The following is a 26083-nucleotide window of genomic DNA, read 5'->3' on the forward strand; positions in this document are numbered from 1 at the left end:
GGACAGTCGTGATCAGCCGCGGACGACTATGGTTTCGGGTGGACGAGCGCGCCAGCCCGCATCGGCACTCTGTGCGGACTCGTGACAACGAGACTCATTCGTCGCAAGCCGACATCGCCCTGGAGTCGGTAGGCAAGTGCATCTATGTGACCCCACCGCACTTCGGCGTCGAGCAGGCAAGTTTCGTCACTGTCGTTGTACGACCGGGATTTCGCTGACCGGCTGACCGGCTGCCTGCTTGGTCCATCTTGGATTAACGGAGCCGGACGAGATGGCCGTCGCAGTGATACGCAGTGACGCCACCCAGCTCGAGGCCGGGAGTTCGCTGCCGCGATGATGCCGGCGATGCCGGCGATGCCGAAAAACTACCAAGATCGGCAACAGACACGAAAGCGTCCACGACATCGTGCGGAAACGACAGTAACCGCACCGTCAATGCATGTTGACGAAACAGCTATCTGGTGGCTCAGGCACTTATCCGTGGTGGAGTCATCATGTCAGCCGTGTCTGCCCGGGTGAGCGTTTCACAGAATTCTGCAGGCCCTAAGCCGACGCACCGATAGGTGGGTCGTCTTGCAGTGCGGATGGGCGCAGGATTACCCAATCCTCACCGCCATGACTGAGTCCTCATGGTGATCGGCGCGCCTTGACGAAGAGTCAGGACGAATGTAGTGCGTCGTCGCCCAACCAAGACTGAAGTACCAGAGCCTGTTCGATGTCGAACCTGTCCGCGCTGATGGGGCGGCCCAACATTTGCTCGGCGCTCTTGACCCGGTACTTGACGGTGTTGTAGTGCAAATGCAGAGCGAGCGCGGTGGCTTTGTGACTGGATCTGCAGTCGAAGTATGCGCGCAGTGTCTCTCGAAGTCGTTGTGCGGCTTCGGTGTTGTCGGCCAAACGCCCGAGGGTTGCCCTGATCCATTCGTGGGCACGAGCGATGTCGGAACCGACGATCGAGCTCATGGCCAGACCTGGGTCCCCGTAGTAGGTGATGGTCCGGCGGGCATCGTCGCCGAGTCGTGCAATCGACAGGGTGCGCTGCGCCTGCAGGTGTGAGCTTCTGAAACCCGCACTGCCGTATTGTGATGTCCCCAAGGCGACGCGGACATCGCCGAGGTCGACGGGCTCGAGGCCGTTGCGGACGGCGTCGATGGCCAGCCGGTCCGGTTTGTGGCCGAGCGGAATCCACACCCAGGCGCTCAGCCTGTCGGCGGCTACGAACAACGGATTCGGGCGACCTTCGACCGTCTCGCACATTTGCCTGGCCACGCGTTCCAGCTCCGGCAGAGCGTCCCGATCGGCATCCAGCTCCCTCATCCACACGATTGCTGCGCAATGGTGTTGTGCGAGTTCGTATCCGATCTGGCGGGTGAGGCGGCTCTCGTCCGACCGTTCACCGGTCGACAACAGCTCCCGTATTCGTGTTGCTCGGACGTTGTTCCGGTTGGCGAGCCACCGTTCGTGCTCGACCTGGTACGCGGTCACGACTCGTTCCGAGATCCAGTCGATGTACACGGAGCTGATCGAGAGTATTCGGTGCGACACCTGCAGTCCGACCACAGGATCGATCGAAGACGCCTGAATTCTGGCGAACACTCGATCCAACAGAGTTGTCTGCCCGAGCCGGTATGCACGCACCAGGGCAGTCACCGGGATGCCGTTCTGTGCGAGTCTGCGGGCGTACTCCATCGCAGCGGAGGGTGCGTGGAGGTGGTCTGCGGTGATGCCGTGTTGCAGAACGTGAAAGACGGTGTCGACGTTGCCCTCGATGCTTGCACCGAGCAGTTCGGCCAACTGGCTGCCGGTGCCCAGCTCTGCTATTTCCCGCTCCAGGACTTGACGGATGTTTCGTGACTCCTCGACAAGGTGCGCACTCATCTCGGCGATGACGGTCGCGACAACAGCATCGACGGACGTGGTGGTACCGGCATCATGGAATGGCAAGCGCACGATATCGACGATATACGGCCCTCCAGCCCTGGTTCGGCCGCTCTTTCTGATTCATCGTTTGTCTTCGCGAGACAACCCGGGCATCAAAGTTCATCACCGCAGGATATGGCCTGGGTCACAATGCGGTCCTAGCGTGGGTCGAACGTTCATCGCGACACAAAGGACTTCACATGCACCTTCCCGACCTGCCTGATCTTCGTGACGGAGCGGCCCCGAGCGCGCCTGCGCTCGCCGACGACAGAGTCGCCCTGACCAATGCGGAGTTCCGGGACGCTGTGCGCACCGCTGCGTCGGTGCTGTCGGGTCACGGCATCTCGCGCGGAGACGTCGTTGCGATCATGCTGCCGAACCAGGTCGAGTTCGTCGTCGCCCTGTTCGCTGCGTGGCGTCTGGGCGCAGCGGCAACACCGGTGAATCCGTCGTTGACCGCGCGGGAAATCGGATTTCAGCTCGACGATTGCGCAGCAGCTCTGGTCGTCACCGCTCCGGAACTGGCGTCCAAGACGCCCGACGATATCGCGCGGTTGACCGAACTGACAGAACAACCGGACGCGGCTCGGCACACCGACGACCCGGTCCAGACCACCCCAGGCGATCTCGCCCTGCTGATCTACACCAGTGGTACGACGGGAAAGCCCAAGGGAGTCATGCTCGACCACGCCAACCTCAGTGCCATGACGGCCATGTCCATCGAGGCTTTCACCCTCGACGCCGAGGTGCACAGCCTGCTGATCCTCCCGCTGTTCCACGTCAACGGCATTGTCGTCAGCATCCTTTCGCCCCTCGCCGCCGGAGGACGTGCAACGATCGCCGGCCGGTTCGACCCATCGAGTTTCTTCGACCGTGTCGAAGCTGCCCGGCCGACGTTCTTCTCGGGTGTGCCGGCCATCTTCGCAGTGCTCACGCACCTCCCGGAGACGGTCACGCCCGATACCAGCTCTCTGCGGTACGCCGTCTGCGGAGCGGCACCGGCGAGCCCGGCGCTGCTGGCTGCCTTCGAGGCCAGGTTCGGCGTACCGGTGGTCGAAGGCTACGGACTGTCCGAGGGCACTTGCGCCTCCACGGTCAACCCGCTCAACGGCACCCGCAAGCCGGGCACCGTCGGCCTCCCTCTACCCGGCCAGCGCATTCGTGTCGTCGATGAGAACGGTGCCACCATCGACGACGGCCGACCCGGAGAGGTTCTCGTGAAGGGAGCCAACGTGATGCGCGGCTACCTCGGACGACCCGACGAGACGGCGGCGACCGTTCAGGACGGCTGGTTGCGTACCGGCGACATCGGCCGAATCGACGAGGACGGATACCTGACGCTGGTCGACCGCGCCAAAGACATGATCATCCGTAACGGCGAGAACATCTACCCCAAAGAAATCGAGAACATCGTCTACCAACTGGCGGGCGTCTACGAAGCAGCGGTGGTCGGGCAACCGCACGAGACGAGGGGCGAGGAGCCGGTGCTGTTCGTCTCGCTCACCGCCGACTCCAACGTCACCGAAGCCGAGATCGACGCTCACGTGAAAGAGTCGCTCTCCAAATACAAGTGGCCCGTCGACATCATCGTCGTCGACGAGGTGCCCAAGAATCCGGTCGGGAAGATCGACAAGCCCTCGCTGCGTCAGCGACTGGCCGCGCCCGTCCCCACCACGTAAATCACCGTTCGACTTCTCCGGAAAGGACCACGATGGGCCTGTTGTCTCCGACCCTGCCCGACATCGACCTCGGACACTGGCGGCGTCTGCCGCAGCTCGAGCGACTGAAGCTGCAGGTCCAGCATTGGGGCGAGCACGGTTTCGGCACACCTGCCGGCGCGTATCTGTTCTACGTCGTCAAGATGATCGCGTACGTCACGATCCCCCTGTGGATCATCTCGTCGTCGACACCACAACTGGGTACCCTGTCCGAGATCGGGTCGTGGTGGACCGAGCCGATCGTTTTCCAGAAGTTCGTGCTGTTCACCGTCCTGTTCGAGGTGCTGGGATTCGGGTGCGGCTCGGGGCCGTTGACCATGCGCTTCTTTCCCCCGGTCGGCGGGTTCACCTACTGGCTACGGCCAGGGACGGTGCGGCTGGCACCGTGGCCGAACAAGGTCCCCCTCACCAACGGCGACACCCGCACCATCGCCGATGTCGCCGCATACGTGGTGCTTCTCGGAGCACTGATCTGGGGTCTGGTCTCCGACGGCGTCCCCGGTGGAACAGGTGCAGCCGGGATGCTCGACCCGGTGTTTCCGATCGCTGTGATCATCGCATTGGTCGTCGTCGGGTTACGAGACAAGACCATCTTTCTCGCGGCTCGCTCCGACCAGTACTTCGTGATGATCGTCGCCTTCTTGTTCCCCTTCGTCGACATGATCATCGCGCTCAAGCTCGTCATGCTCGCAATCTGGTGGGGTGCAGCGACATCCAAGCTGAATCATCACTTCCCCTTCGTGGTGGCAGTGATGATTTCCAACAGTCCGCTGCTGCCGAGCACGTGGCTCAAACGAAAGCTGTACCGCAACTTCCCCGACGACATGCGTCCGTCGACGTTCGCGAAATTCGCTGCGCACCAAGGAACGGTGATCGAATACGTTCTGCCGGCCATCCTGATCTTCTCGATGAATTCGACGCTGACGACCGTGGTGCTGATCGGGATGACGATCTTCCACCTGTTCATCCTGTCGACCTTCCCGGCCGGGGTACCGCTGGAATGGAACCTGTTCGTCATCGGGGCAGCGTGGTTCCTCTTCGGCAACTACACCGGCAGCGAATACTCGCTGTGGAACGCCACCACCGTGTGGCCGTACGTGATCGTCGTAGCACTGATCGCGGGCATCGTCGTCGGAGGTACCAAGCCGCAGTGGATCTCGTTCCTCATGGGAATGCGGTACTACGCGGGGAACTGGGCCACCAACACCTGGATCATGCGGCCCGGCATCGAAGAACGACTGCAGGCAGAGATCACCAAATCGGCACCGATGACGAAATTTCAGCTGCTCAAGCTCTACGACGAAGACACTGCCGAGTTCATGATGCAGAAGTTCAGTGCCTGGCGGTCCATGCACAGTCACGGCCGGGCACACATGGGCCTGATCTCGCGTGCTGTCGACAATCGCGAGGACTACGTCATCCGGGAGGGCGAGTTCATCGCCGGGGCAGTGCTGGGCTGGAATTTCGGCGAAGGGCACCTGCACAATCACCAGATGCTCGAGGCCTTGCACCGCAGGTGCCAGTTCGCCGACGGCGACATCCGAGTGGTCATGATCGAAGGACAACCGATGCACCGAGCAACCCAAAGCTACCGAATCGTCGACGCCGCAACCGGTCTCATCGAGGAAGGGACGGTTGCAGTGGCGGACATGATCACCCGCCAGTCCTGGCTCGACGAGACCGGGTTCATTCCGGTCACCGTCACCGCACGGCCCGACACAGTGGGTCGACAGTGACGACAGCGACCGTCGTCGGATCCGGGCCGAACGGGCTCGCCGCGGCGGTGACCCTGGCGATGGCCGGAGTCGAGGTGACCGTCCTGGAAATGGCCGACAAGGTCGGCGGCGGTACCAGAACCTCCGAACTCACCTTGCCGGGTGTGCTGCACGACGACTGCTCTGCGGTGCACCCGGTGGGTGCAGCGTCGCCGTTCTTCAACAGCCTGAACCTCGCCGCCCACGGATTGACGTGGAAACATCCGGAGATCGCTGCGGTGCAACCCCTGGACAACGGCCGCGCCGGGGTGATCCACCGATCCGTCGCGGACACCGCGGCCGGACTCGGCATCGACGGCGCTGCCTGGCAGCGGTTCTTCGGACCCCTGTCGGACCGATTCGACGATTTGACCACCGACTTCTTCCGGCCGCTCCTGCACGTGCCCCGTCACCCCATCACGTTGACCAAATTCGGCATCAATGCGCTGGCACCGGCGTCGCTGACCGCTCGGCGGTTCAAGACGCCGGAGGCACGCGCGGCGTTCTCCGGTGTCGCGGCCCACGCACTGTATCCACTGACGCGGCCGACCACCTCCGCTGTCGGGGTGATGATGATCGCTGCGGGACACAAATACGGGTGGCCGGTGGCCGAGGGCGGCTCCCGAGCGATCAGCGACGCGATGGTCTCGATACTGACCGAATACGGCGGAAAGATCGAGACCGGCGTCAGAGTGACTCGTCTTCAACAGATTCCACCGAGCGACATCGTGATGCTCGATCTGTCACCGACCGCGATCGCCGACATCGCCGGCGACGCGCTGCCCAAGCGAGTGGCCCGGCCCTACCGTCGATGGCGTTACGGGCCAGGAGCCTTCAAACTGGACCTCGCCGTCGACGACGGAATTCCATGGACCAACGAGAACGCCCGGCGCGCCGGAACAGTACACCTCGGTGGAACATTCGAGGAGGTGGCAGCTGCCGAACGCGATGTCCACCGAGGCATCATGCCGCGACGGCCGTTCGTTCTGCTCGGCCAGCAGTATTTGGCCGACCCGAGCCGCTCTCGGGGAAATGTTCACCCGATCTGGACCTACGCCCACGTCCCCCACGGCTACACCGGTGATGCCAGCGAGGTGATCATCGACCAGATCGAACGTTTCGCACCCGGATTCCGCAAACGCATCGTGGGCCGCGCTGTTCGATCGACAACCCAGATGCCCACCTACAACCCCAACTACGTCGGAGGCGACATCGTCACCGGCTCCAACGACCCCGGCCAGGTGGCGTTGCGCCCACGCATCAGCATCGACCCGTATTGGACAGGCATCGATGGCGTCTACATCTGTTCGGCAGCTACACCTCCGGGAGGAGGCGTCCACGGAATGGGCGGATACAACGCAGCGCAGGTCGCGCTGCGTCGATCGAGAAGTCGCTAGAACGCCCGCCCCGCCCCGGTGGCCTCGACCGGTCGGGTCGGAACCCGATGCCCTGTCCACCACAACCCGCGGCGGAGTCCGAACATGAATGTGTACGGCCAGTTGACCCTGCTCCTGCTCTTCATGCTGTCCCCGATTCTGATTCCCGGTGTGGTTCACGTGATCGGGAAGATCACCGACGCTCTCGAACACAGAGCTCACAGGCGACGAGCCGACTAGAGGGCGCAGGTGGGTCGCACCGCCGAGGTTGTTCATCGACGTCTCGTCGACGAACTCGAGGCTTTGGCGCGGTGGCTCCCCGAATGCACCGGCAGTCAACAGCTTTCGGGACGCGCAGGATCGTCGAGGACGGTATCGGCCTCCGAGCACGATCGCCGTAGCGAAGCCGCACGATCAGGCTGGAGGGACCGCCCGCAACGTGAGAGGCACGTTCTCGGCCAGGAACGAAAGCTGATCGGCGATGACCGAGGTGAACATGGGTTCGACGTACGGATCGAAGTGACCGCCCGAATAGGTGCGTACCGTGGCTTTGCGCACTTTCGCCGCGGCGCGTTGCGCGACCGACGCCGGGGTGACGGCATCCTCGGACGCGATCTGCACCAGCGTCGGGCAGTCGATCGCCGACATCGTGCGGCCCGGGGAATACCGCCAGATCTTCAACAGTATCCGCGCCGCCACGGTCTCGGGGTATTCGCCGTCCTTCAGGCCCGACTCGAGGACCAAGCGGTCACGCCCAGTCATCGCGTCGGGTGAGACCATCACAGCGCGTGCACCCGGTAGCCCGACACTGTCGACGTAGCGCGGCGACCGCCCGAGCACAGCGCGGACGCTGTCGGTGATGGCGGCCGGTGCCAGCCGCAACGCCTGCCTCAACCCGGTGGCGCGAACGGCGGCGATGCCGTCGATGTGGGGCACCTGCGCGATGACCGCTGCGAACCCAACGCCGTTGCCCGCCAACGTGAGTACGTGACCGCCGGCGAACGACGTCCCCCACCCGACGATTCGGTTCTCGTCGACGCCGTCGAGAGAGCGAGCGAAGTCGACCGCGTGTCGCCAATCGGCAAGCTGCGAACCCACGTCCAACAACTGGCGCGGTTCGCCGTCACTGTCCCCGAAGTACCGATAGTCGAAGACGCAGACCACGTAGCCCGCCTCGACGAAACGCTCGGCGTAGGCGTAGAGGCGCACCGCCCGAGGAGTACCGAATCCATGCGCCATCACGATCGCCGGCCGTGGTCTGTCGACGGACGCAGCGGGACGAAAGACCGTTGCCGCGCAACGAACTCCGTCCGACACGAACGACGTCTCGGTACGGGTGAAGCCGGAGTGTTCGTCGGTGGTCACGCGTTGGTCTCTCGTTCTGTAGCAGGGTGGTGATCGGATCTCACGACTTGAAAGGATTGAGGGTTTTGCCGAGGTAGTAGCCGATGCGAGTCGGAATCGGCTTCGCTGCAGCAGCAGTCACCTTGTTGACCAGCCCGGGCACGCACACCGGCGTGCCGTTGTTCACGGCCCGCCACCCTTCTCGGACGACGTCCTCGGGGCTCTGCCACAGCAGAGCGGGCAGCTTGGAGGTCGCTGCATCTCGGGTTCCCATCACGTCGTGGAACTCACTGTGGGTGAAACCGGGGCAGAGCGCAGTCACGTGGATGCCGTGCGGGCGCAACTCCATGTCGAGTGCTTGCGACATGTCGAGCACATAGGACTTGATTCCGGTGTACAGCAGACTTGCACCAGGGGGAAGCAATGCCGCCAACGACGACAGATTCACGATTCGGCCGTATCCGCGTTCTTTCATGCCGGGCACCATGAGATGAGCGAGTTCGGTGACGGCAGTGATCATCACCTGTATCTCCGCGGCGTGCGCGTCGAACGGAGCATCTGCGAAGGTGGAGTTCCCCGACATGCCGGCGTTGTTGACGAGGATGTCGACGTCGACGCCGAGGGATGTCGTCCGATCGAAAATTGCCCGGGGTGCCGAGCGATCGGCGAGATCCGCGGGCACGACGTCGCATCGCACATCGTGCCGAGACGACAGCTCGTCCGCCAGGGCGGTGAGCCGGTCCTCGCGTCGCGCGACGAGAACGAGGTCGTGTCCCTCGGCGGCGAGGTGTCGAGCAAATGCCGCGCCTATGCCCGCTGATGCTCCGGTGATCAGCGCGGTTCTTCCGGTCTTCGCCATCGACGGGCCTCCACTCTTGAACGGTATTCAAGGACGGTAGCAGGGTCTTGAAGACCATTCAAGATATGGTTGGTCGTATGCCCAGGAATCGCGGACTTCACGACCGGGAGAGCAAGCGCGAGGACATCGTGGTCGCCGCCCGCGAAATGTTCGTATCCGACGGCTTCGATCGCACCTCGATCAGCCGTCTGGCGAAAGCAGCAGGCGTCACTGCGAACACGCTGTACTGGTACTTCGGAGACAAGGACGACATCCTGGTCGCTGTTCTGACAGCCATCGCCGCCGAGGACGCCACGGATTACCTCCAGATCGTCGATCTACCACTGGCCGACCGGCTGTACTGGCTGGTGGAGCGGCTCCGCAGAGTCGGCCCACTGGTCTCCACCGTGCACGATCGGGTGACCGAGTCCGAGGCCATCGATCAGTGGCACAACGGGTTTCATGCCTTCGCGGAATCGCTGTTCGCCGCCGATATCGCGGCTGCAGGACTGTCCGGAGAGGCGGCCGATGCCATGCTCCGCATCGGTACGTTCGTCGTCGAGGGATTGCTGACTCACGCAGCGTCGCCCGAAGTCTCCCGAGCAGTCATCGAGCAACTCGTCGACACCATCGCACCCTCATCAGGAAGTAACCCACTATGAGTACCGAACCCGATACCGCTTCGACCGGTCGTCCGCGAGTCGCAGCCGACCACGCCGACTCGGAATCGATCATCGCGATTCCCAGCATGGACCCGTTCTATCGGGCCCCTGCCGGTTTCGAGCGCACGGAGCCGGGAACCGTGTTGCGGTCCCGCGCGGTGACCCTCGCGTTGTTCGGTGTCATTCGGCAGAAGGTGTCGGCGTGGCAACTTCTGTACCGGACCACCAGCCTCGACGGGGCAGCGCGTGTCGCGGTCACGACGGTGGTTCTTCCCGTCGGGGGCCGAGCGCGACCGGAGCGAGCACTGCTGTCCTATCAGTGCGCGATCGACGCCGTGTCGGATCGGTGTTTCCCGTCCTACGTTCTGCGGGCGGGCGCTCGAGCCGTCGGCTCCGTACCGCAGTTCGAGTTCATGATCATCCTGTACGCACTGCGCCGCGGATGGGTTCTGTCCCTTCCCGATCACGAGGGCATGGACGGGCTGTGGGGAGCACCGATCGAGCCCGGTTACTGCACACTCGACGGCGTCCGCGCGGCACTGTCTTTCGAGCCGCTCGACCTCACAGCCACCACCCCTGTCGCGCTGTGGGGGTACTCGGGCGGCGGATTGGCGACGTCATGGGCCGCCGAGGCTGCGGCCGGCTACGCCCCTGAACTCGACATCGTCGGCGCAGCACTCGGATCGCCCGTCGGCGACCCCGGATCTGCATTCTCCCGCCTCAACGGCACGATCTTCGCGGCGCTGCCCGCGATGGTGGTGGAAGGCCTCCGTCGCACCTACCCCGTACTCGACCGCCTCGTTCGCGAACACGTCGCTGCTGCCGGGCTCGAAACCCTCTCATCCCTGCACCGCAAGACGACAGTGCACGCCGTCGCGTCCATGGTGATGCACGATCTGGAGCGGCACCTCGATATCCCGATGGCAGACCTCCTGGCGACACCCGAGATGGTGCAGATTTTTCAGGATATTCAGCCCGGCAAGTCGGCACCCGAGTTTCCGCTTCTCGTGGTGCAGGCGGTGCATGATCCGATGATCGACGTCGACGACGTGGACGGGCAAGTACGCCGGTATCGCGCTGCGGGAGCGAACGTCACCTACATCCGCGATCGTCTCAGCGAACACCTGTCGCTGCACCCGATCGCAGCCCCCGTCACTCTGGATTGGCTCTCGGATCGCTTCGCGGGCAAACCGACCGACGAATCGTCGACGAACACCGTGTGGTCATTGGCCGGATCATTGCCGGGGTTGCGCGGATTGCTCGGACTCGCGGTATCCACTGGACGCGCATTCACCGGCCGAATCGGGTGACACACAAACACATCACGACCGGATCCACTCGGTCAGGGCCGTGATCGAATCAATCCGGTCGATCGGCTCGGGTCACGCAACCTCGCCGCGTTCGGGGTCCCCATTCGATGGCTACCGCGCCGTCGCGAGATCTTGACGCGCGCACTCGGTCGTCGTCGCGGGTCTGGTTCGCGCCGCGAGACATGCAATCGATCATTCGGGGCTCATGCCCTCACCGGAGTCGTCGGGTGACGAGGCTTTCATCGCCACCGCCGCAGGCTCATGCGGCTCTGTGGCTCACGTCGACGGTAAGAAAAGGAACCAATCGGCGAAATGTCAGCACTCGCCCGGTGCTGGCGCCGACGAGGTGATCCACACTCCCCACCGGGTTGCAGCACCTACCTGCGGGAAGCCCGCTGCGGAAAGATGATGACCTATCTACGAGGTCGCTGGGTGGGACCGGTCGTGCGCTCGGAGTAGTCGATGAGCCGTTTGCGGAGTGCAGGGTCGAGCATCCTGGCGCGGTCCGGATCGGTCAATCGGACGAACAGTCGGCGCTTGTATTCGGCCACAGGTAGACCGAATTCGACGAAGACGTCCTCGGGCGGTGCTCCGCCGAACGGCTCCCACATCACGGCAAAATCCACCAAGGCATCACCCGACTTCCTCAATGCCATTGTTGTCACCGCTCCGCGGCAGTGTCGCTGTCGCCGAGGTCGTTGTCGTCGACGAACACCAGAACGCCCGTATCGAGGGCGATCGCCCATCGATGCGGTTGCGCCCAGTTCCGCCCCAGTCGATCGCCGGCAATCAGCGAGTCGGCGAAGTCTTCGACAATCGTTCCAACGACCATGCCGTTGTCGCATTGAACATGGACCTTCTCACCAATGGTGCGCCCGGCTTTTGTCATATGTCCAGTGTCGGTCATGACCGCCGTTTATTCATTTGCTCAGCTCCATTCCATAGGAAATGGGAGGCTCCGCACGGTGGGTCTAGGTCGGCTGATCTGGCGTGCCGTCGGCTCGACGCGCCAGTGCGAGTCCAAAAATTGGTGCCGAGGCGACGCGCGCTATTGCGATTGGGAGGAACGCCGTGCCGGCCTGCATCTGTTGGTGTTAAACGGTATTCGACGGGAGATTGCGGTGATGGCGGCCCAATTAGCTCCGGCTGGCGTTCATCGGGTGCACTCGCGTTTGAGTCGAAGCGCTGCGGCCTCGAGCGCCGGAACTCGGCCTCGTCGGGGTGCGCGAGGGGCGGTGAGGACGAACGCGCCGGCACCTTCGCTGGCGGGTATCGCTATTGCGGTGATGTCGGGATCGGCAAGTCCGTCGCTGCGGGCGATGCGGTCGCGTCTGATCGTGGGAAACTCGGCACTGAAGTGTTCGATCCCTTGGGGGTCGCTGCTGCGGAGCGCTGTGAGAATTCGGACCCGTGCGGGTTCGTCGGCAGTGGCGAGCAGCAGCAGCCGCCCCGCGGCGGTGCGTAGCGGCGGGCGGGGTCGATGGTCGTCGGCCACGGCCTGGGTGTGCTCAGGGGCGCGTGGACCTGCGTGGTCGAGGTAGAAGACCGCGTGCCCGACAAGGACTGCGATTGCCACGGGGGCTCGGGCCACCCGACTCAGACGTTGCAGCTCGCTGTGGTCAATACCGATCGCCGTTGCGGTGCCCGCGATGACGCTCAGCACGTGCGGTCGCAGACCCAGGTGATACTGCTTGCCGGATATTTGCAGATACCCGAGTGCACACAGTTCCTGCACGAGGTCTTGAGTCGAACTCACCGGTGCGTCGATTGCGCGCGCGATGGCCGACAACGTCGGCGGCTCGCCGCAGCGCGCCACGTGATCGAGGATCCGGTCGGTACGTAACAATGTGCGATGCCCCGCTGTGCTCACGCACATCACATTACGGATATCCGTAACGGCATGTCGACATCGACGGCGACGACGATCCTCGATGTCATGACTACATCGACCGAAACCGCGCAGCACTGCACCCCCCGTACGGCAACCCACGCCATCCTCGCCGGCATCACTCGTGTCCTCGACATCGGCGCTCCACCGATTCGGTCGAGCGCCACGATCGTCGGATCCGACCCGCTGGTCCCGTCTCCCCATCGGCTGGCGGATGCGACATCCGCCGCAATCGCTGCATTCGGACTGCAGATTGCGGGTGTGGCCGAGGACGCTGGTGGCGACCCGCAGACGGTGACCGTCCGTGCGCGGGACGCGATCGATCAACTGCGCGCGACCTACATTTCCACCATTTCCGGTGTCTCACCGACCCACATGACCGAAGACCCGCGGGCGCTGGGCAACAACGACTTCTATCGTTGCCGCGAGGGGCGGTGGATCTTCCTCATTACCACCTACGCCGGGCTTCGCGACGCGGTGTGTGATGTGCTCAACTGCCCTCCGTTTCCCGACCGTATCGCCGAGGCGGTATCCCATTGGGATGCGTTCGCGCTCGAGAATGCAGTGTGCGCGGCCGGCGGTGTATGCGCGGTGGTCCGCAGCGCCGAGGAATGGCGTGCGAGCGAGCCAGGCCGACACCTGCTCGGGCGTGACGTCATCGAAATTGCACCCATCGCGGCCAGCGCGCGGCAACCAGTCACGGTGGCGGACTCGGCGGCACCGCTCGGTGGCCTGCGGGTGGTCGATCTGACCCACGTGATCGCCGGGCCCGTATCCACCCGTCTGCTGGCCGCGTTCGGAGCCGACGTGCTGCACGTATCACGACCGGACTACCCCGATCCCAACATCATGGTGGCCATGACGGGTGGCGGTAAGCGCAACGCATTCGCCGACTTGCGAGACCCACAGCAGGACCGCCGGTTTCGCGATCTGTGCGCGGCGTCGGACGTCTTTGTCTCCAGTTATAGGGGGATGGAACGGCGTGGGTACGACGCGGACACTCTCGCAGCTGCACACCCTGGAATCATCGTGTGTGAGTATCACTGCTGGGGTGCCGACGGACCGTGGGCAGACCGCGGTGGGTTCGACCAATTGGCCTGCTCATCAACCGGATTCGCCCTGACCGAAGGGATGGCAGGGCCGCCGTCGCTACCGCCGACCTACCTGCTCAACGACTACCTCGCCGCGTACCTGGGTGCGGCGGGAATCGTGGCGGCGCTACGAAGGCGGGCTGTGCACGGCGGATCCTGGCGAGTGCGGATCGACCTCGCTCAAGTCTGCATGTGGGTACAGGATCAAGGATTGTTCGACCCCGCCGAGATAGCGGATCTACCGCGCCCGGACCACCCCGAGGTCGACATGGTCCGCGTCGGTTCGCCGTTCGGGGAAATCGTCGAACCCGCGCTACCACTCACCTTCAGCGCTGCACCCACCCCGCGTTGGGGAGTGCCGAGTCTGCTCGGCAGTTCGAACCTGTCGTGGTGAGCTTCATCGACACCCTCTGGCCCGCTTCGTGGATATGCCTGGCCCCTGCCTTCATGTGCGCTGCCCGAACCGACATCAGCTGTTGGTACCGCTCCGCGTCGTCGCAGCGGCTCGGCAGTATTGCCGATCAGACACTTGTCGGCACCGAACGGGTGTCGACGACCGATTCAGAGTGCGTATGTGCCTAGCCAGTAGCGCTATTCGGCCTGAGCCGAAGGTGTGTCCGGTCATGCCGAGTAGCTGTGGGTAGGAGCGGACGGTCGCGTCCGGATCTGCAGCGGCGATGACGAGGTGGTCGAGGGATTCGATCTGCATGGGTGGCCTCTCGTTCGGAGTCGATGGGTCAGATGAGATGTCGAGCGCGTGCAGCTTCGGTGAGTTCGTCCCCGAAAGTCGTGGTGCGCCAGGGCGATCAGCGACTGTGCGCGTTGCGTGGACGACAGTCCCTTGAGATCGACGGTTCCGTATTCGGTGGCGACCCAGTGGACGTCGTTGCGCGTTCTGGTGACCGGACCCAAGAGCTTCGGGACGATTGCTCGCTGTGCCCGATTATCGAGAACTTCGTCGGTCACCTCAAAGAAGAGATGTTTCATCACACCCGATACTCCGACCTCGACGCCTTGCACACCGCGATCGAGGATGTCGATTGGTTCAACAACGACCACATCTCGCTGCGCCTCGATGGCCTGCGCCCGGTCAGAGCCGAGCGCATGCCCTCGCGGCCTACGATTTTCATTAACGGTCAAACCCAGGGGGTCCAGTGCAGTGACCGGGCCATTGCCGTGTCCGCTGCGATAGATTCCACTTTCAGTCGTGCTGTACGGGATCACGCGCGTTGATCATTTCGATGGTGCGGGTGACGACCGGATCTGTACCGAGCTCGCTGGTGACGAGCAGGGTCTGCAGACGTGCACCACCGCTGGACAACGGCCGGTAGGCGATAGTGGGAAAAACAACCGATTGCATCTCCTGCGGCACCAGACAGACACACGCACCGGACCCTACAAGGCTGACCAGGCCGGGCAGACTGTCGGCGCGACCACCGTCGATCGGTTCGAAACGCTCTGCTCGACAGCAGCTGTAGATCAGCTCGGCGAGGCCGGGAAGTTCGCTGGCCGAGGGCAATGCGAAAACCTCATTCCGCAAGTCCGACAAATCGATCCGACTCGTCTCGGCCAACTCATGGTCTATCGGAAGCGCGCATATCAACGGTTCGTCCTCGAGCAACTGGGTGATGAGTCCGTCGGAGTTCATCAACGGTGCTCGCACCAAAGCAATGTCGAGACGGCCGTCCTGCACCATCGTCGCCAGCTCGGCAGAAGTCCTTTGGTGAAGATGAACGCGGACCGCGGGCAAGGTGGCACGGATTTCGCCGATCAGACGAGGCAACGCAGCGTAAGACACCCCACTGATGAAACCGATACGCAACGTTCCCTCGCTTCCGTCGGCTATCCGCATGGCGCGTTGCTCCGCGGCGCGATGTGCATCGATCAGACGCCGCGCGTCGACCGCGAACGCTTCACCAGCCGCAGTCAGGGTGACCTGGCGAGTGCTGCGTTCCAGTAAGCGCACACCCAAGCTTCGTTCCAGTCGCTGCATAGCCTGAGTCAGAGGAGGTTGCGCCATGCACAGCCGTGCAGCTGCCCTGGTGAAGTGCCGTTCCTCGGCGAGAACAACGAACTGCTCAAGCAACCGGCGTGAATAGTCCATACTTCTTACGGTATCAATTGGGCCTTAATTGATATTGGACTACGCATCGTGAAACAGCTTTCATTGTGATGTGAAACACTGCAATGTTGAGACGCCGCACACCCGCCCGGCACCTGGCTCATCTCACCCTCCGGTTGCAAGAGATGCCACCGGCCCCCTCGCCGGGATAAGGGTCATCGAGCTGGCGACGGTGATCATGGGCCCTTACGCCGGTCAGCAACTAGGCGATCTGGGCGCAGATGTCATCAAAGTCGAAGCCCCCAGCGGTGATCCGACGCGACAATTCGACCCCAAACGCCACCCTGGTATGGCAGGACCCACCCTCAACCTCAATCGCAACAAGCGCAGCATCGCCCTCGATCTCAAAACCGAGGCAGGGCGGGACGCATTTCTGGCGCTGCTGAAGAGCGCGGACGCGTTCATCACCAACGTCCGACCCGCCGGGCTCGACCGCCTGGCCCTGGGATGGGAGGATCTCCATTCGAGTAACCCTCGATTGATCTACGTCAGTGCCCAGGGATTTCGTAGTGATTCCGCATTGCGCAACAATGCCGCGTACGACGACATCATTCAAGCGGCCAGCGGCGCAGTCTGGCTGAACGAACAAGTTACAGGACAGCCGTACTTCGTTCCCACCGTCATCGCCGACAAGGTATGCGGTTTGATGATGGTGCAGGCCGTGCTGGCCGCATTGCACCACCGCGGTATAAGCGGCTCCGGTCAGCACGTCGAGGTTCCCATGGCGGACACCATGATCGCGTTCAATTTGGTCGAGCACCTGGCCGGTGCGTCGCTTTCGCCGTCGGACGAGAACGGTTTCGGCTACCAACGTGTACTCAGTAGAGAGCGGAAGGCTTGCCGAACCGCCGACGGCTTGATGTGCATCCTGCCCTACAGCGACAAGAATTGGCGCGACTTCTTCTCACTCGCCGGGGACGAGGTCGGCGCAGCCGACCCACGCTTTGTCACCATGGCCGGTCGAGTGGCCAACTCGGATGATCTCTACTCGCGAATGCGGTCCCTCACACCGCGATTCAGCACATCGCATTGGCAGCATGTATGCAACCGAGCCAGCATTCCTGCGCACCCGGTCTACAGCCTGTCCGAGAGCGCCGAAAGCGACTACGCCCGAGACGGCGACTTGGTGACCACTGCGCAACATCCGACCGAGGGCCCCTATCGCGTCGTGGCACACCCGAGTCGATACTCCGCCACACCACCGAGTCTGCGCCGTCACTGTCCACAACTGGGTCAAGACACCGACGCAATCCTCGACGAGATCGGTTTCACCGAGCGCCGAAACACTTTGGAGCAGCTATGAACAGCACAACGTCGACGTCCGCCACATCGACACCGACTCTCAACCGCCGCCGACAGTTGGTGACCGGGACCGTCGGCCACCTCGTCGAATACTTCGACTGGAGCGCGTACTCCTTCCTTGCGATCTATTTTGCCCACCAGTTCTTCCCCGGTGAGGACGGCTCGATGGTCCCACTGCTGAGCACCTTCGCCGTGTTCGCAGTCGGGTTCCTCGCTCGACCCGTCGGCGGAGTCGTGTTGGGCCGGATAGCCGACAAGCATGGGCGTAAGACCGCGTTGACCCTCTCCGTCGCCTTGATGGGTGCCGGTAGTCTTCTCATCGGCGTAGCGCCCACGTACGGACAGGTCGGGATGCTCGCTCCGATCGTCCTGGTGCTGGCCCGGCTCATCCAGGGCTTCTCCACGGGCGGCGAATTGGCGACCGCCAGCGCCTTCTTGATGGAGTCGGCCCCATCTCATCGACGGGGGCTCTACACCAGCTTCACCTATGTCAGCTCCAGCGTCGGCAAAGTCTTCTGCCTTGCGCTCATCACCGCTTTGGTGCACGTGGTCGGCAATGACACGACGGGGGACTGGGCGTGGCGCGTACCCTTCCTCATCGGTGCGGCCGGCGCAGTAGTCGCCTGGTGGATTCGCCGCCACGCCGAAGAGACCTACGAGCGCTCCGAGGAGCCGACCGTACCGACCACACCGTTCCGCGAGTTGGCGAAGAACCACGGCCCCTCACTTCGACGCGCATTCGTGCTCTGCTCTATCACCGCGGCCATGTTCTACACATGGACCACGTTCATACCGACCTGGGCAGTAGTGACCGCCGGAGTCGACAAGGAAAGCGCGGTGCTGGTCTCCACGGTCGCCTTCTGCTTCTACGGTGTCATACAGATCCCCCTGGGCGCTTTGTCGGACAAAATCGGTCGGCGACCGATGATTTTCGTGTTCACTATCGGCAACGCCGCGCTCACCGTCCCACTGTTCATCACCATTTCGTCGAGCGCCGTGCGATTGCTGCTCATCCAGTGCGCCGGAATGTTGATCACCTCGTGCCTGATGTCGGTATCGGGAGCCGTGATCGGGGAAATGTTCCCCGCCCGGGTACGCGTGCTGGCGACCGGCACCGCAATCTCCGTCGCTACTGCCGTCTTCGGCGGCACTGTACCCACCATCGGCACAGCTCTGCACAGCATCGGCCAACCGATCCTGTTCCCCATTTACCTGGTCGTGCTCAACCTGCTCGCACTGCTCGTCCTGGCCCGTACGCCGGAGACAGCGCACAGCGCACTTCCCCGGTAACCGGTCTCGACACCCCACCGATCTGCGAACGGATGCACCACCCCATGCCTTCCACCGAGAACGACTTGAATATCGACGTCGACGGCTACATCGGCACCATCACCCTCAACCGCCCGACCCGCAAAAATGCCTTCACCACACCCATGCTCCACACATGGGCAGCCGCTCTTCGGGATTTTCAATTGAACGATCATGTCCGTGTGGTCGTCGTGCGCGGTGCCGGCGACGCGTTCTGCGCCGGCGCTGACCTCGGAGATCTCAGCGAACTGGATCGATCGCCGCTGAGCACCCGCAAATTGATGAGCGAGCACGTCCACCAGGTCGCTCGCGCGGTCGACGATCTGACCAAACCCCTGATCGCAGGGATCCACGGACCCGCAATCGGGGCGGGCATGGACATGGCGCTGATGTGCGACTATCGCATCGCCTCGGACCGAGCTCGATTGTCCGAGGGATACATCCGTGTCGGGCTCGTTCCCGGTGACGGCGGATGCTTCTACTTACCCCGCCTGATCGGCAGCTCCCGAGCACTGCGTCTGCTGTGGACCGGGGAGACGGTCACCGCCGAGCATGCGTTGAACTGGGGAATCGTTGACGAAGTCTGCTCGGCCGACGACTTCGACACCCGCCTCCACACCTTCGCCCAGCAACTCGCCGCCCAACCACCCGCCGCAATTCAGATGATCAAAACCGCAGTGCGACAGTCCGATAGCGGCGACCTTCGCGCAGCACTCGATCTGATCGCCTCACACCAGGCGGTTGCGATGGCGACCTCGGACTCGGTTGAGGCGCTCGCTGCTCGCACCGACAAACGTTCCCCCGTCTTCGAAGGAAGATGACACAAATCCCGAACACGGTCCGCGGCGTGCCTGGCCGTGTATCAACGCCCGACAGAAAGCCTCAACGTGCCCCTGCCCGACGGCCTGGACCTCGACGTCCACGACAATATCGCCACCATCACGCTCAACCGCCCCTCGGCGTTGAACACCCTCACCTTCGAGATGATCGACGCCCTGACCGACCTCTACGACCGCGTCGATCGGGACCCCGATGTACTGGTGGTACTCCTCACCGCGGCGGGAACCAGAGCATTCTGCGCAGGAATCGACGTCAAGGAGTTGAAAAACGCCGACGCACAGGACCGACTGGCCGCGATGCCCATGGGAGGACCCCGACGCAACCTGTTCGAGGTGATGACCGAATGCGCGAAGCCCACCGTTGCCGCCGTGACCGGACTCGCCCTCGGTGCCGGTTGCGAACTCGCCCTCGCCTCCGACATCAGAATCCTTGCCGCCGACGCGAGGATGGGACTACCCGAAGCCAAGGTCGGCATGGGCGCGAACTTCGCGAGCCACATCCTGCCGCGGCTCATCCCACGGGGACTGGCATTCGAAATGCTCTACACCGGGAGAACCATCGACGCTGACACCGCGCACACCTGGGGACTCGCGAATCAGCTCGTCGACACCGACGTCCGCGCGAAAGCCGAAAATATGTGCCGGACAATCGCATCGAATGCACCTCTGACCGTCAGACGTTACAAACAAGTAATCGCGGCGGGAGCGGACCTTCCCCTTTCGGCCGCGATGCGCATCCGGGGAATACCCAATCCATACACCAGCGCGGACCGAACAGAAGGCCTCGACGCCATGCTCACCAAACGGTCCCCTCAGTGGCAAGCCCGATGACGAGGTTCTGCGTGGTCACCGAGATCGAGATGTTTCACCACGCGTGGAACACGACCCGACACGATTGTTCCCCAACGGCTCGTGCCGTCCGGGGAGAGGGACTGTCAGGTGAGGGTGCGAAATTCTGGCTGTCGGTGCTCACCGAGATCTAGAACCGCGGTGTTGCCGATGTCTGCATCGTGGTGTGCGACGGCTGAAGGGCCCGCCGGAGGCGATCAACACCGGGTGGGAGCTGGCGGTGGTGCAGACATGCATTATTTATCTGATACGCAACACTTTTCGGTTCGCATCCCGAAAATATCGGGATGAGATCGCACGTGATCTCAAGCCCGACTACACCGCTCCTTCGGAGTCGGCGGCGAAGGAATGGTTCACCGAGTTCACCGGAAAGTGGGGTGATCTGTATCCGGCGATCGTCAAGATGTGGGACAACGCGTGGAGCGAGTTCGTACCGTAGTCCTGGACTACGACGTCGAGATCAGGCGGGTGATCTGCTCGACGAACGCGATCGAGTCCGTCAACGCCCGCTACAGGCGTGCGGTGCGGGCTCGTGGGCACTTCCCCACCGAGCAGGCGGCGCTCAAGTGCCTATATCTGGCGACGCGTGCTCTGGACCCCACCGGGAAAGGTCGGGCACGATGGGCGATGAGGCGAAAGCCAGCACTCAATGCATTCGCTATCGAGATCAGCGAAGACGGCCACGATAGAGAAAGTACCCCCGCGACCGTTGATGAGGTTAGTCAGCTCAGCCAGATCAAGTTGTGACAGCCTCGTGACAGCGAGCCACACGCAGAGACCACCAACCAACCCGAAGAGCGGGCCCGAGCTGCACGAATGTGGAGATGCGACGACGAGAGAGCAGACCTTACGCGGATCTGAAATCCGCTGTCTCGGTTGTCCACTCAAATCCGTAGTAAGCCGGCGAAGTACACGCTACCACCCGAAAGCACTGTCCTAGTCCAGAAATCTGGATCCACATGGACTCCGGTGCCCCCAGTCGGACTCGAACCGACACTTGACGGATTTTAAGTCCCTAGAAGTGGATTCACCTGAACTACACTGGACTCAATATTTGTTTATTACCAACATCTTTCGTACATCGACGTCCGGGCCAGTCCATGTCCGAACGTGCCGACTTGTGACACTCTCGTGACACCGAACTGCCGCCGATGTTTCAACACCGGACAGTCCTAATCGGTGTCGGACAGCCACGGTATCGGGTGCACGGAGAGCTTCCTGGCGCACCAACGCTCTGTGCGGACTCGTGACAACCAGGCTCATTTGTCGCGAACCCATATCGCCCTCGAGTCAGTCGAAAGTGCAACGGCGAACCCCACTGCTCGGTTCAACGGCTTGTTGGACTAAAGCTGCTCCAGGCCAGCGTTAGCCATCCGGCGATGATGCTGACGAACAGTTGCCGAGGTGCCAACGATAGACACGATGCCGCCGACGACATCGCACGGAAACGATTGTCGCGCGGTCGAGATGTGATGACGATTCGAGGGATGTCGAGCCCGTGTCGGCACCGACTGCACCTTTTCAAGAATCCGCTTGCATGGGGCCCGGTGCATCCAGAACCCGAACTGGCCGCGGTGATCGGCACCACCCTGTGCCGGGCGACACCGAGCGCAGCATTGGCCGGGGTATTCGGATACACGATCATCGACGACGTCACTTCGCCCGGACTCAAGGGTGAGGACAGCGTCGAACTGGTCATGGCCGGAGGGATCGGCATCGAAGAACACTGGCGCGAGAGCACCGGCGACTACGACCGATCGTTGTATCTGACTTACCACGCGCGATCCAAAGGCACAGACACATTCGCGCCCATCGGTCCTTGGGTGGTCACTCCCGACGAGGTCGCAAACCCCGACGATCTGGCAGTCCGTGCATATCTCGACGATGAACTCGTCCTGGAAGATTCCACCGCCAACCTGACTTTCGCCGTCGGCGATGTTCTTTCGCACCTCTCACACTCGATGACACTCGTGCCCGGAGATATCGTCCACTTCGGCACCGCAGCCCGTCCGGCAGCACCGGAACGCTTCCCCACCATTCGATCCATCGACCTCACTCGGTACGGATGCACTGTTTCCATAGAGATCGACGGCCTTGGCAGACTGGACAGCACAGTTAACAGAATCCCCATGGTGATCAATCACCCCTACTGATCAGAGCACTCGAATGACCCCAATCTCGGCCGGCAAGAACGATGGTCGTCGCGCGCGCGGTGCCGCTTCCAGAGAGGCAATTCTGCGCGCGGCAACCGCTCTGTTCTCTACCCGCGGGTACGCAGCAACCGGAATATCGGCCATCGCCGCCGAAGCCGGGGTGAACTCGGGTTCGATCTACCATGCGTTCGGCAGCAAGGAGGGGCTACTTCAAGCCGTACTCAGCGCCTGCGCTGACAGTGTTTTCGATCGGATCGAGAATCCTGTCGCCGCCGATTCGGCAACTCCCTCGGACAGACTCCGCGCAGCAGCACGAATCCTGGTCGATGATCCGGTTTTTCTGCGTTTGTTCCTGCTGCTCGCCCTCGAAAAGGACGGGGACTCCATTGTCCGGGCCGCCGTCGAGGAGGTGCGTTCCCGGGCGCGATCGGTCGTGGTGGCTGCCATCGGCTCGACGCTGGAAGACGTTCCCATGGCCTACCGATCGGCAGTTGCAGACACCATCGGGCGTTTGGCTCTCGTACTTCTCGACGGGCTCTTCGTCTCCCAACAGCTCGACAGCGAGGCCGCCGATCTCGAGCAAACACTCACTCTCGTCACCACACTCACCGATCTTGCGCTCAGGAACATCACCGAACTCATACCCTGAGCCACAACTACGAGGGGTTCATGCGAAAGATGACCATCAACGATACCGACCGCAGTGCAATCGCCGACCTGGTAGCCGAGTTCGCTTGGCGCATCGACCACGAAGCCGGACACGGTGTGGAGGACCTCTTCACCGAGGACGGAACGTACGACCTCGCTGGATGGTCGCACACGGGCCGCGAGGCACTCCGCCGGTCCTACCGAATGCGAGCAGCCCAGGGCCCGCGAACCTCGCGACACATCTTCACCAACCTTCGCGTCCGGTCATCCACAACCAGCGACACTGCAACCGGTACCTGCGTGTTGACGCTGCACGCCCGCGATGGTCGGCCCCCGCACCCGCTCTCACCGGTGATGGTCGCCGACTACGTCGACACTTACCACCGTGACATCGACGGAAACTGGCGCTTCGGCACCAGAATTGTCAGCATTGTGTTCGTCCAGGTCCCCGACGATGCCGCAGTCTGACCGCTCGCTCGGTCCCGACATCCGAACATCCCGGTCGGGCAAAGGTCGACACAAACCACCTTCCGAGCTGTTCGTCGCCCTCGGCTCAAACCTGAGAAATGCTATCGGCAGCAGCGAGCACGCTGTCGCCGCCGGCGCGGAAGGCAGCGAGGTCGGAGGGGGACAGATCCCATTCCGCGATGGAACGAACACCCGATCTACCGAGCAGAACTGGAACACCCAAACCGGCACCCTTTACTCCGTACTCGCCGTCGAGAACAACGGATGCCGGAAGTGGCTCATCCGACTCGGTCACGATCGCGTCGACGAGCAATGCCGTTCCGCGTCCACTACTCCAAGTCGACGTCCGGCCGGAGTCCAGTGCCACGTGCTCGACGTACCAGGTGTCGATGTAGTTCTGGGCTACCGCTCGTTGTTCGTCGTCGAGATGAACGGGTGAGCCGTCCAACAGCAGCGAATCGTACAGAGGAACTTGCCCGGCACCGTGTTCGCCGAGCACCCAGCCCTCCACGCGGTGCGGCGAAACGCCGAGCGCGCGCCCGACACCCGTGCGCAGCCTGAGGCTGTCGTTGATGGTGTAGCCCAGCAACTTTCGCCTGTCGTACCCGGTTCGCTGATGCAACCATGTGATCAGTGCATCGGCCGGGTTGGTGAGCATGATCAAAATTCCGTTCCACCCGGACTCGATCAGCGGAACAGCGAGAGTGTCGACAATTCTGGCATTATCCTCGAGAAACACCGAACGAGAAGCGTTGAGTCGCAGAGGAACTGCGGCGCTGAGAATCACGATGTCGGAGTCGGCTGCGTCGTCGGCGGATCCCCCGCGGACCGTCGAGGATCCGTCGACGCCCGCCACGTCCTGTAGATCCATGACGTGACTGGTCACCATGTTGGGCTTCGTGTCGACGATGACGACATCGTAAGTCGGCGGACGCAGTAGCAGATTGAAGGCGACCGAGGAACCTATTCCGCCGGCTCCGCCGAAGATCGTGACTTTGTTCGTATTCATATTCGTGTCCCTTGCGCTGATCGGCGTGAAGATTCTGGGTGTGTGCGGCGACACACCGAGTGTGTACCGAGAACCACCGGGCCCACAGCACTGCTCTCGCGATGCGGAAAAGACCACGAGACCGACGTTCACCGAAATCGAAAATATTTCACTGACTGAAAGTGCCCTTGGTCTCATCGCGGCGAACCGGTCACAGTGATAGGCACCACAGCCGCGTAACCCGCGGCGAATTTCGAGGAGACATTCATGAGAACACCAACCATCCGCACCCGTGTCGGAATTGTCGGTGCCGGACCAGCAGGGCTGATGCTCTCGCATCTGCTGCACCTACGCGGTATCGACTCGATCGTCCTCGAATCGCGCTCGCGTTCGGACGTCGAGGGAACGATCCGTGCGGGTGTCCTTGAGCAGAACACGGTCGATCTCATGGTTGAGACAGGAGTCGGCGACCGGGTCAAGGCGGAGGGGCTCAGGCACAGTGGTGTCGAATTCCGTTTCGCCGGTCGCGGTCGGCGGATCGATTTCGAGGAACTGACCGGAAGGTCGGTCACTGTCTACCCGCAGCACGAGGTTCTCACGGACCTGATCGCTCGCCGGCTGGATGACGACGGCGACGTGCGCTTCGAGGTTTCGGATGTGACCGTGCACGACCATCAGAGTGACAACCCGACAATTTCGTTCGTGGACAAGGACGGTTCCGAGCAGCTCATCGCCTGCGACCTTGTCGCGGGCTGCGACGGATCGCGGACCGGCACCCGGTTCCTCATTCCCGAGGCGCAGGTCCGTACCGATCACTTCCGGCAGTACCCATTCGCCTGGTTCGGCATTCTGGCCGAGGCTCCACAGACATCGGAAGAACTGATCTATGCGCACCACGAGCGAGGTTTCGCGCTGTGCAGTACCCGCACTGCGGACGTACAGCGCCACTACCTCCAGGTCGACCCGGAGGACACGGTCGAACAGTGGTCCGACGATCGAATCTGGGACGAGCTGCACAAGCGGGTCGACGGCGAAGGTGCCGAAGTGCGTGAGGGCACGATCTTCTCGAAGTCCGTGCTCCAGTTCCGAAGCTTCGTCTGCGAACCACTCCAGCACGGACGCCTGTTCCTTGCAGGAGATTCGGCGCACACGGTTCCGCCTACCGGCGCCAAGGGAATGAACCTCGCGATCGCCGACGTGTTCGTACTGTCGAACGCGATGGCAACCTACTTCGAGACACGCGACGACCGTGGTCTCGTGTCGTATTCGGAGACCGTGCTGCCGAGAATCTGGAGAGCGCAACATTTTTCGTACTGGATGACCAGCATGCTCCACACCGCACCGGGAGCGACGAACTTCGACCTCCGGCGTCAGATCGCCGAACTCGACACCGTCACCCGATCTGCTGCCGGAAGAACGCTCATTGCCGAGAACTACGTCGGCGTCGCGTTCGGCTGAGACTGCCACAACTCAGAGCACACACCACACAGCCAACTCATGAAAGA

At 62.6% G+C, this 26083-nt stretch carries 25 protein-coding genes and 1 pseudogene; 17 read left to right on the forward strand and 9 right to left on the reverse strand.

Annotated elements, in window-relative coordinates:
• Positions 1-657: 657 nt before the first annotated feature.
• Positions 658-1950 carry a PucR family transcriptional regulator gene (locus tag NY08_RS10635; RefSeq protein WP_052683758.1) on the reverse strand — a complete coding sequence of 431 codons (1293 nt, stop codon included), beginning with the start codon at positions 1948-1950 and terminating at the stop codon, positions 658-660.
• 170 nt (positions 1951-2120) lie between these two features.
• Here NY08_RS10635 and NY08_RS10640 point away from each other — a divergent pair, with 170 nt between their 5' ends.
• From NY08_RS10640 to NY08_RS26590, 4 genes are all read left to right on the forward strand, one after another.
• On the forward strand, positions 2121-3599 hold the full coding sequence (locus NY08_RS10640) for a class I adenylate-forming enzyme family protein (protein WP_045196292.1): 1479 nt from the start codon (positions 2121-2123) through the stop codon (positions 3597-3599).
• 32 nt (positions 3600-3631) lie between these two features.
• Positions 3632-5374: a DUF3556 domain-containing protein gene (locus NY08_RS10645; protein ID WP_045196294.1), complete on the forward strand. Its 1743-nt coding sequence runs from the start codon at positions 3632-3634 to the stop codon at positions 5372-5374.
• Entirely contained in the window at positions 5371-6789 is a 1419-nt protein-coding gene (locus NY08_RS10650) for a phytoene desaturase family protein (RefSeq protein WP_045196296.1), read from the forward strand. The genes NY08_RS10645 and NY08_RS10650 overlap by 4 nt, the downstream gene beginning before the upstream one ends.
• 84 nt (positions 6790-6873) lie before the next feature.
• Positions 6874-7008 (forward strand): hypothetical protein, encoded by a 135-nt coding sequence (locus NY08_RS26590; RefSeq protein ID WP_268748831.1) that lies wholly within the window; start codon positions 6874-6876, stop codon positions 7006-7008.
• Positions 7009-7182: 174 nt separating this feature from the next.
• Here NY08_RS26590 and NY08_RS10655 read toward each other — a convergent pair whose 3' ends face one another.
• Positions 7183-8133: an alpha/beta hydrolase gene (locus NY08_RS10655; RefSeq protein ID WP_045196298.1), complete on the reverse strand. Its 951-nt coding sequence runs from the start codon at positions 8131-8133 to the stop codon at positions 7183-7185.
• A gap of 40 nt (positions 8134-8173) precedes the next feature.
• The gene (locus tag NY08_RS10660) at positions 8174-8971 is read right to left on the reverse strand and encodes an SDR family NAD(P)-dependent oxidoreductase (RefSeq protein ID WP_045196300.1); all 798 of its coding nucleotides are present in this window, start codon (positions 8969-8971) and stop codon (positions 8174-8176) included.
• 77 nt (positions 8972-9048) lie between these two features.
• On the opposite strand from NY08_RS10660, the gene NY08_RS10665 reads away from it, so the two are divergent.
• Positions 9049-9612, forward strand: a complete 564-nt coding sequence (locus NY08_RS10665) for a TetR/AcrR family transcriptional regulator (RefSeq protein WP_045196302.1) — start codon at positions 9049-9051, stop codon at positions 9610-9612.
• Complete coding sequence (locus tag NY08_RS10670; protein ID WP_045196304.1) at positions 9609-10922, forward strand: lipase family protein; 1314 nt, start codon at positions 9609-9611, stop codon at positions 10920-10922. Before NY08_RS10665 ends, NY08_RS10670 begins: the two co-directional genes overlap by 4 nt.
• A 413-nt stretch (positions 10923-11335) precedes the next feature.
• Here NY08_RS10670 and NY08_RS10675 read toward each other — a convergent pair whose 3' ends face one another.
• The 3 genes from NY08_RS10675 to NY08_RS10685 form a co-directional block, all read right to left on the reverse strand.
• Positions 11336-11578: a hypothetical protein gene (locus NY08_RS10675; RefSeq protein ID WP_045196306.1), complete on the reverse strand. Its 243-nt coding sequence runs from the start codon at positions 11576-11578 to the stop codon at positions 11336-11338.
• Positions 11579-11583: 5 nt separating this feature from the next.
• Entirely contained in the window at positions 11584-11829 is a 246-nt protein-coding gene (locus tag NY08_RS10680; RefSeq protein WP_045196307.1) for a hypothetical protein, read from the reverse strand.
• A gap of 246 nt (positions 11830-12075) precedes the next feature.
• Positions 12076-12792, reverse strand: coding sequence for a helix-turn-helix domain-containing protein (locus NY08_RS10685; protein WP_200893185.1), 717 nt, complete (start codon positions 12790-12792; stop codon positions 12076-12078).
• Between the two features lie 66 nt (positions 12793-12858).
• On the opposite strand from NY08_RS10685, the gene NY08_RS10690 reads away from it, so the two are divergent.
• Positions 12859-14295, forward strand: coding sequence for a CoA transferase (locus tag NY08_RS10690; RefSeq protein ID WP_045200161.1), 1437 nt, complete (start codon positions 12859-12861; stop codon positions 14293-14295).
• Between the two features lie 227 nt (positions 14296-14522).
• Here the strand turns inward: NY08_RS10690 and NY08_RS26640 are convergent, their stop codons facing one another.
• Complete coding sequence (locus NY08_RS26640) at positions 14523-14888, reverse strand: acetyl-CoA hydrolase/transferase C-terminal domain-containing protein (RefSeq protein WP_144407345.1); 366 nt, start codon at positions 14886-14888, stop codon at positions 14523-14525.
• On the opposite strand from NY08_RS26640, the gene NY08_RS25495 reads away from it, so the two are divergent.
• A complete protein-coding gene (locus NY08_RS25495; protein ID WP_442970824.1) occupies positions 14778-15134 on the forward strand; it encodes an IS3 family transposase in 357 nt (118 codons plus the stop codon). The two genes, NY08_RS26640 and NY08_RS25495, sit on opposite strands and share 111 nt — an antisense overlap.
• On the opposite strand, the gene NY08_RS10705 is transcribed toward NY08_RS25495, so the two are convergent.
• Positions 15103-16005 carry a LysR family transcriptional regulator gene (locus NY08_RS10705; protein WP_045196313.1) on the reverse strand — a complete coding sequence of 301 codons (903 nt, stop codon included), beginning with the start codon at positions 16003-16005 and terminating at the stop codon, positions 15103-15105. The two genes, NY08_RS25495 and NY08_RS10705, sit on opposite strands and share 32 nt — an antisense overlap.
• A gap of 70 nt (positions 16006-16075) precedes the next feature.
• Between NY08_RS10705 and NY08_RS10710 the strand changes: the two genes are divergently transcribed.
• The 8 genes and pseudogenes from NY08_RS10710 (at position 16076) to NY08_RS10745 (ending at position 23590) form a co-directional block, all read left to right on the forward strand.
• Complete coding sequence (locus tag NY08_RS10710) at positions 16076-17326, forward strand: CaiB/BaiF CoA transferase family protein (protein WP_268748832.1); 1251 nt, start codon at positions 16076-16078, stop codon at positions 17324-17326.
• On the forward strand, positions 17323-18615 hold the full coding sequence (locus tag NY08_RS10715; protein ID WP_045196317.1) for an MFS transporter: 1293 nt from the start codon (positions 17323-17325) through the stop codon (positions 18613-18615). The genes NY08_RS10710 and NY08_RS10715 overlap by 4 nt, the downstream gene beginning before the upstream one ends.
• A gap of 44 nt (positions 18616-18659) precedes the next feature.
• Entirely contained in the window at positions 18660-19454 is a 795-nt protein-coding gene (locus NY08_RS10720) for an enoyl-CoA hydratase/isomerase family protein (protein ID WP_045196319.1), read from the forward strand.
• A gap of 66 nt (positions 19455-19520) precedes the next feature.
• Positions 19521-20303: an enoyl-CoA hydratase/isomerase family protein gene (locus tag NY08_RS10725; RefSeq protein ID WP_144407346.1), complete on the forward strand. Its 783-nt coding sequence runs from the start codon at positions 19521-19523 to the stop codon at positions 20301-20303.
• Between the two features lie 98 nt (positions 20304-20401).
• A pseudogene (locus tag NY08_RS10730) lies at positions 20402-21068 on the forward strand (IS256 family transposase); the annotation flags it as partial.
• An 800-nt stretch (positions 21069-21868) separates the two neighbouring features.
• The gene (locus NY08_RS10735) at positions 21869-22474 is read left to right on the forward strand and encodes a fumarylacetoacetate hydrolase family protein (RefSeq protein ID WP_158462528.1); all 606 of its coding nucleotides are present in this window, start codon (positions 21869-21871) and stop codon (positions 22472-22474) included.
• Positions 22475-22487: 13 nt separating this feature from the next.
• A complete protein-coding gene (locus NY08_RS25130) occupies positions 22488-23123 on the forward strand; it encodes a TetR/AcrR family transcriptional regulator (protein ID WP_052683763.1) in 636 nt (211 codons plus the stop codon).
• 29 nt (positions 23124-23152) lie between these two features.
• Positions 23153-23590 (forward strand): nuclear transport factor 2 family protein, encoded by a 438-nt coding sequence (locus tag NY08_RS10745; protein WP_082074015.1) that lies wholly within the window; start codon positions 23153-23155, stop codon positions 23588-23590.
• An 85-nt stretch (positions 23591-23675) separates the two neighbouring features.
• Here the strand turns inward: NY08_RS10745 and NY08_RS10750 are convergent, their stop codons facing one another.
• Positions 23676-24599, reverse strand: a complete 924-nt coding sequence (locus tag NY08_RS10750; RefSeq protein ID WP_045196323.1) for a malate dehydrogenase — start codon at positions 24597-24599, stop codon at positions 23676-23678.
• A gap of 246 nt (positions 24600-24845) precedes the next feature.
• Between NY08_RS10750 and NY08_RS10755 the strand changes: the two genes are divergently transcribed.
• A complete protein-coding gene (locus NY08_RS10755; protein WP_045196324.1) occupies positions 24846-26036 on the forward strand; it encodes a 4-hydroxybenzoate 3-monooxygenase in 1191 nt (396 codons plus the stop codon).
• The last annotated feature ends 47 nt before the right edge of the window (positions 26037-26083 follow it).

The organism is Rhodococcus sp. B7740 (assembly GCF_000954115.1).
Lineage (GTDB): Bacteria > Actinomycetota > Actinomycetes > Mycobacteriales > Mycobacteriaceae > Rhodococcoides.

What these genes read in the sequence shown, in the direction of transcription:
- NY08_RS10640 (WP_045196292.1), top strand. Translation starts at nt 2,121, where the DNA reads ATGCACCTTCCCGACCTGCCTGATCTTCGTGACGGAGCGGCCCCGAGC.
- NY08_RS10645 (WP_045196294.1), top strand. Translation starts at nt 3,632, where the DNA reads ATGGGCCTGTTGTCTCCGACCCTGCCCGACATCGACCTCGGACACTGG.
- NY08_RS26590 (WP_268748831.1), top strand. Translation starts at nt 6,874, where the DNA reads ATGAATGTGTACGGCCAGTTGACCCTGCTCCTGCTCTTCATGCTGTCC.
- NY08_RS10660 (WP_045196300.1), bottom strand. Translation starts at nt 8,971, where the DNA reads ATGGCGAAGACCGGAAGAACCGCGCTGATCACCGGAGCATCAGCGGGC.
- NY08_RS10665 (WP_045196302.1), top strand. Translation starts at nt 9,049, where the DNA reads ATGCCCAGGAATCGCGGACTTCACGACCGGGAGAGCAAGCGCGAGGAC.
- NY08_RS10670 (WP_045196304.1), top strand. Translation starts at nt 9,609, where the DNA reads ATGAGTACCGAACCCGATACCGCTTCGACCGGTCGTCCGCGAGTCGCA.
- NY08_RS10675 (WP_045196306.1), bottom strand. Translation starts at nt 11,578, where the DNA reads ATGGCATTGAGGAAGTCGGGTGATGCCTTGGTGGATTTTGCCGTGATG.
- NY08_RS10680 (WP_045196307.1), bottom strand. Translation starts at nt 11,829, where the DNA reads ATGACCGACACTGGACATATGACAAAAGCCGGGCGCACCATTGGTGAG.
- NY08_RS10690 (WP_045200161.1), top strand. Translation starts at nt 12,859, where the DNA reads ATGACTACATCGACCGAAACCGCGCAGCACTGCACCCCCCGTACGGCA.
- NY08_RS26640 (WP_144407345.1), bottom strand. Translation starts at nt 14,888, where the DNA reads ATGAAACATCTCTTCTTTGAGGTGACCGACGAAGTTCTCGATAATCGG.
- NY08_RS10705 (WP_045196313.1), bottom strand. Translation starts at nt 16,005, where the DNA reads ATGGACTATTCACGCCGGTTGCTTGAGCAGTTCGTTGTTCTCGCCGAG.
- NY08_RS10715 (WP_045196317.1), top strand. Translation starts at nt 17,323, where the DNA reads ATGAACAGCACAACGTCGACGTCCGCCACATCGACACCGACTCTCAAC.
- NY08_RS10720 (WP_045196319.1), top strand. Translation starts at nt 18,660, where the DNA reads ATGCCTTCCACCGAGAACGACTTGAATATCGACGTCGACGGCTACATC.
- NY08_RS25130 (WP_052683763.1), top strand. Translation starts at nt 22,488, where the DNA reads ATGACCCCAATCTCGGCCGGCAAGAACGATGGTCGTCGCGCGCGCGGT.
- NY08_RS10745 (WP_082074015.1), top strand. Translation starts at nt 23,153, where the DNA reads ATGACCATCAACGATACCGACCGCAGTGCAATCGCCGACCTGGTAGCC.
- NY08_RS10750 (WP_045196323.1), bottom strand. Translation starts at nt 24,599, where the DNA reads ATGAATACGAACAAAGTCACGATCTTCGGCGGAGCCGGCGGAATAGGT.
- NY08_RS10755 (WP_045196324.1), top strand. Translation starts at nt 24,846, where the DNA reads ATGAGAACACCAACCATCCGCACCCGTGTCGGAATTGTCGGTGCCGGA.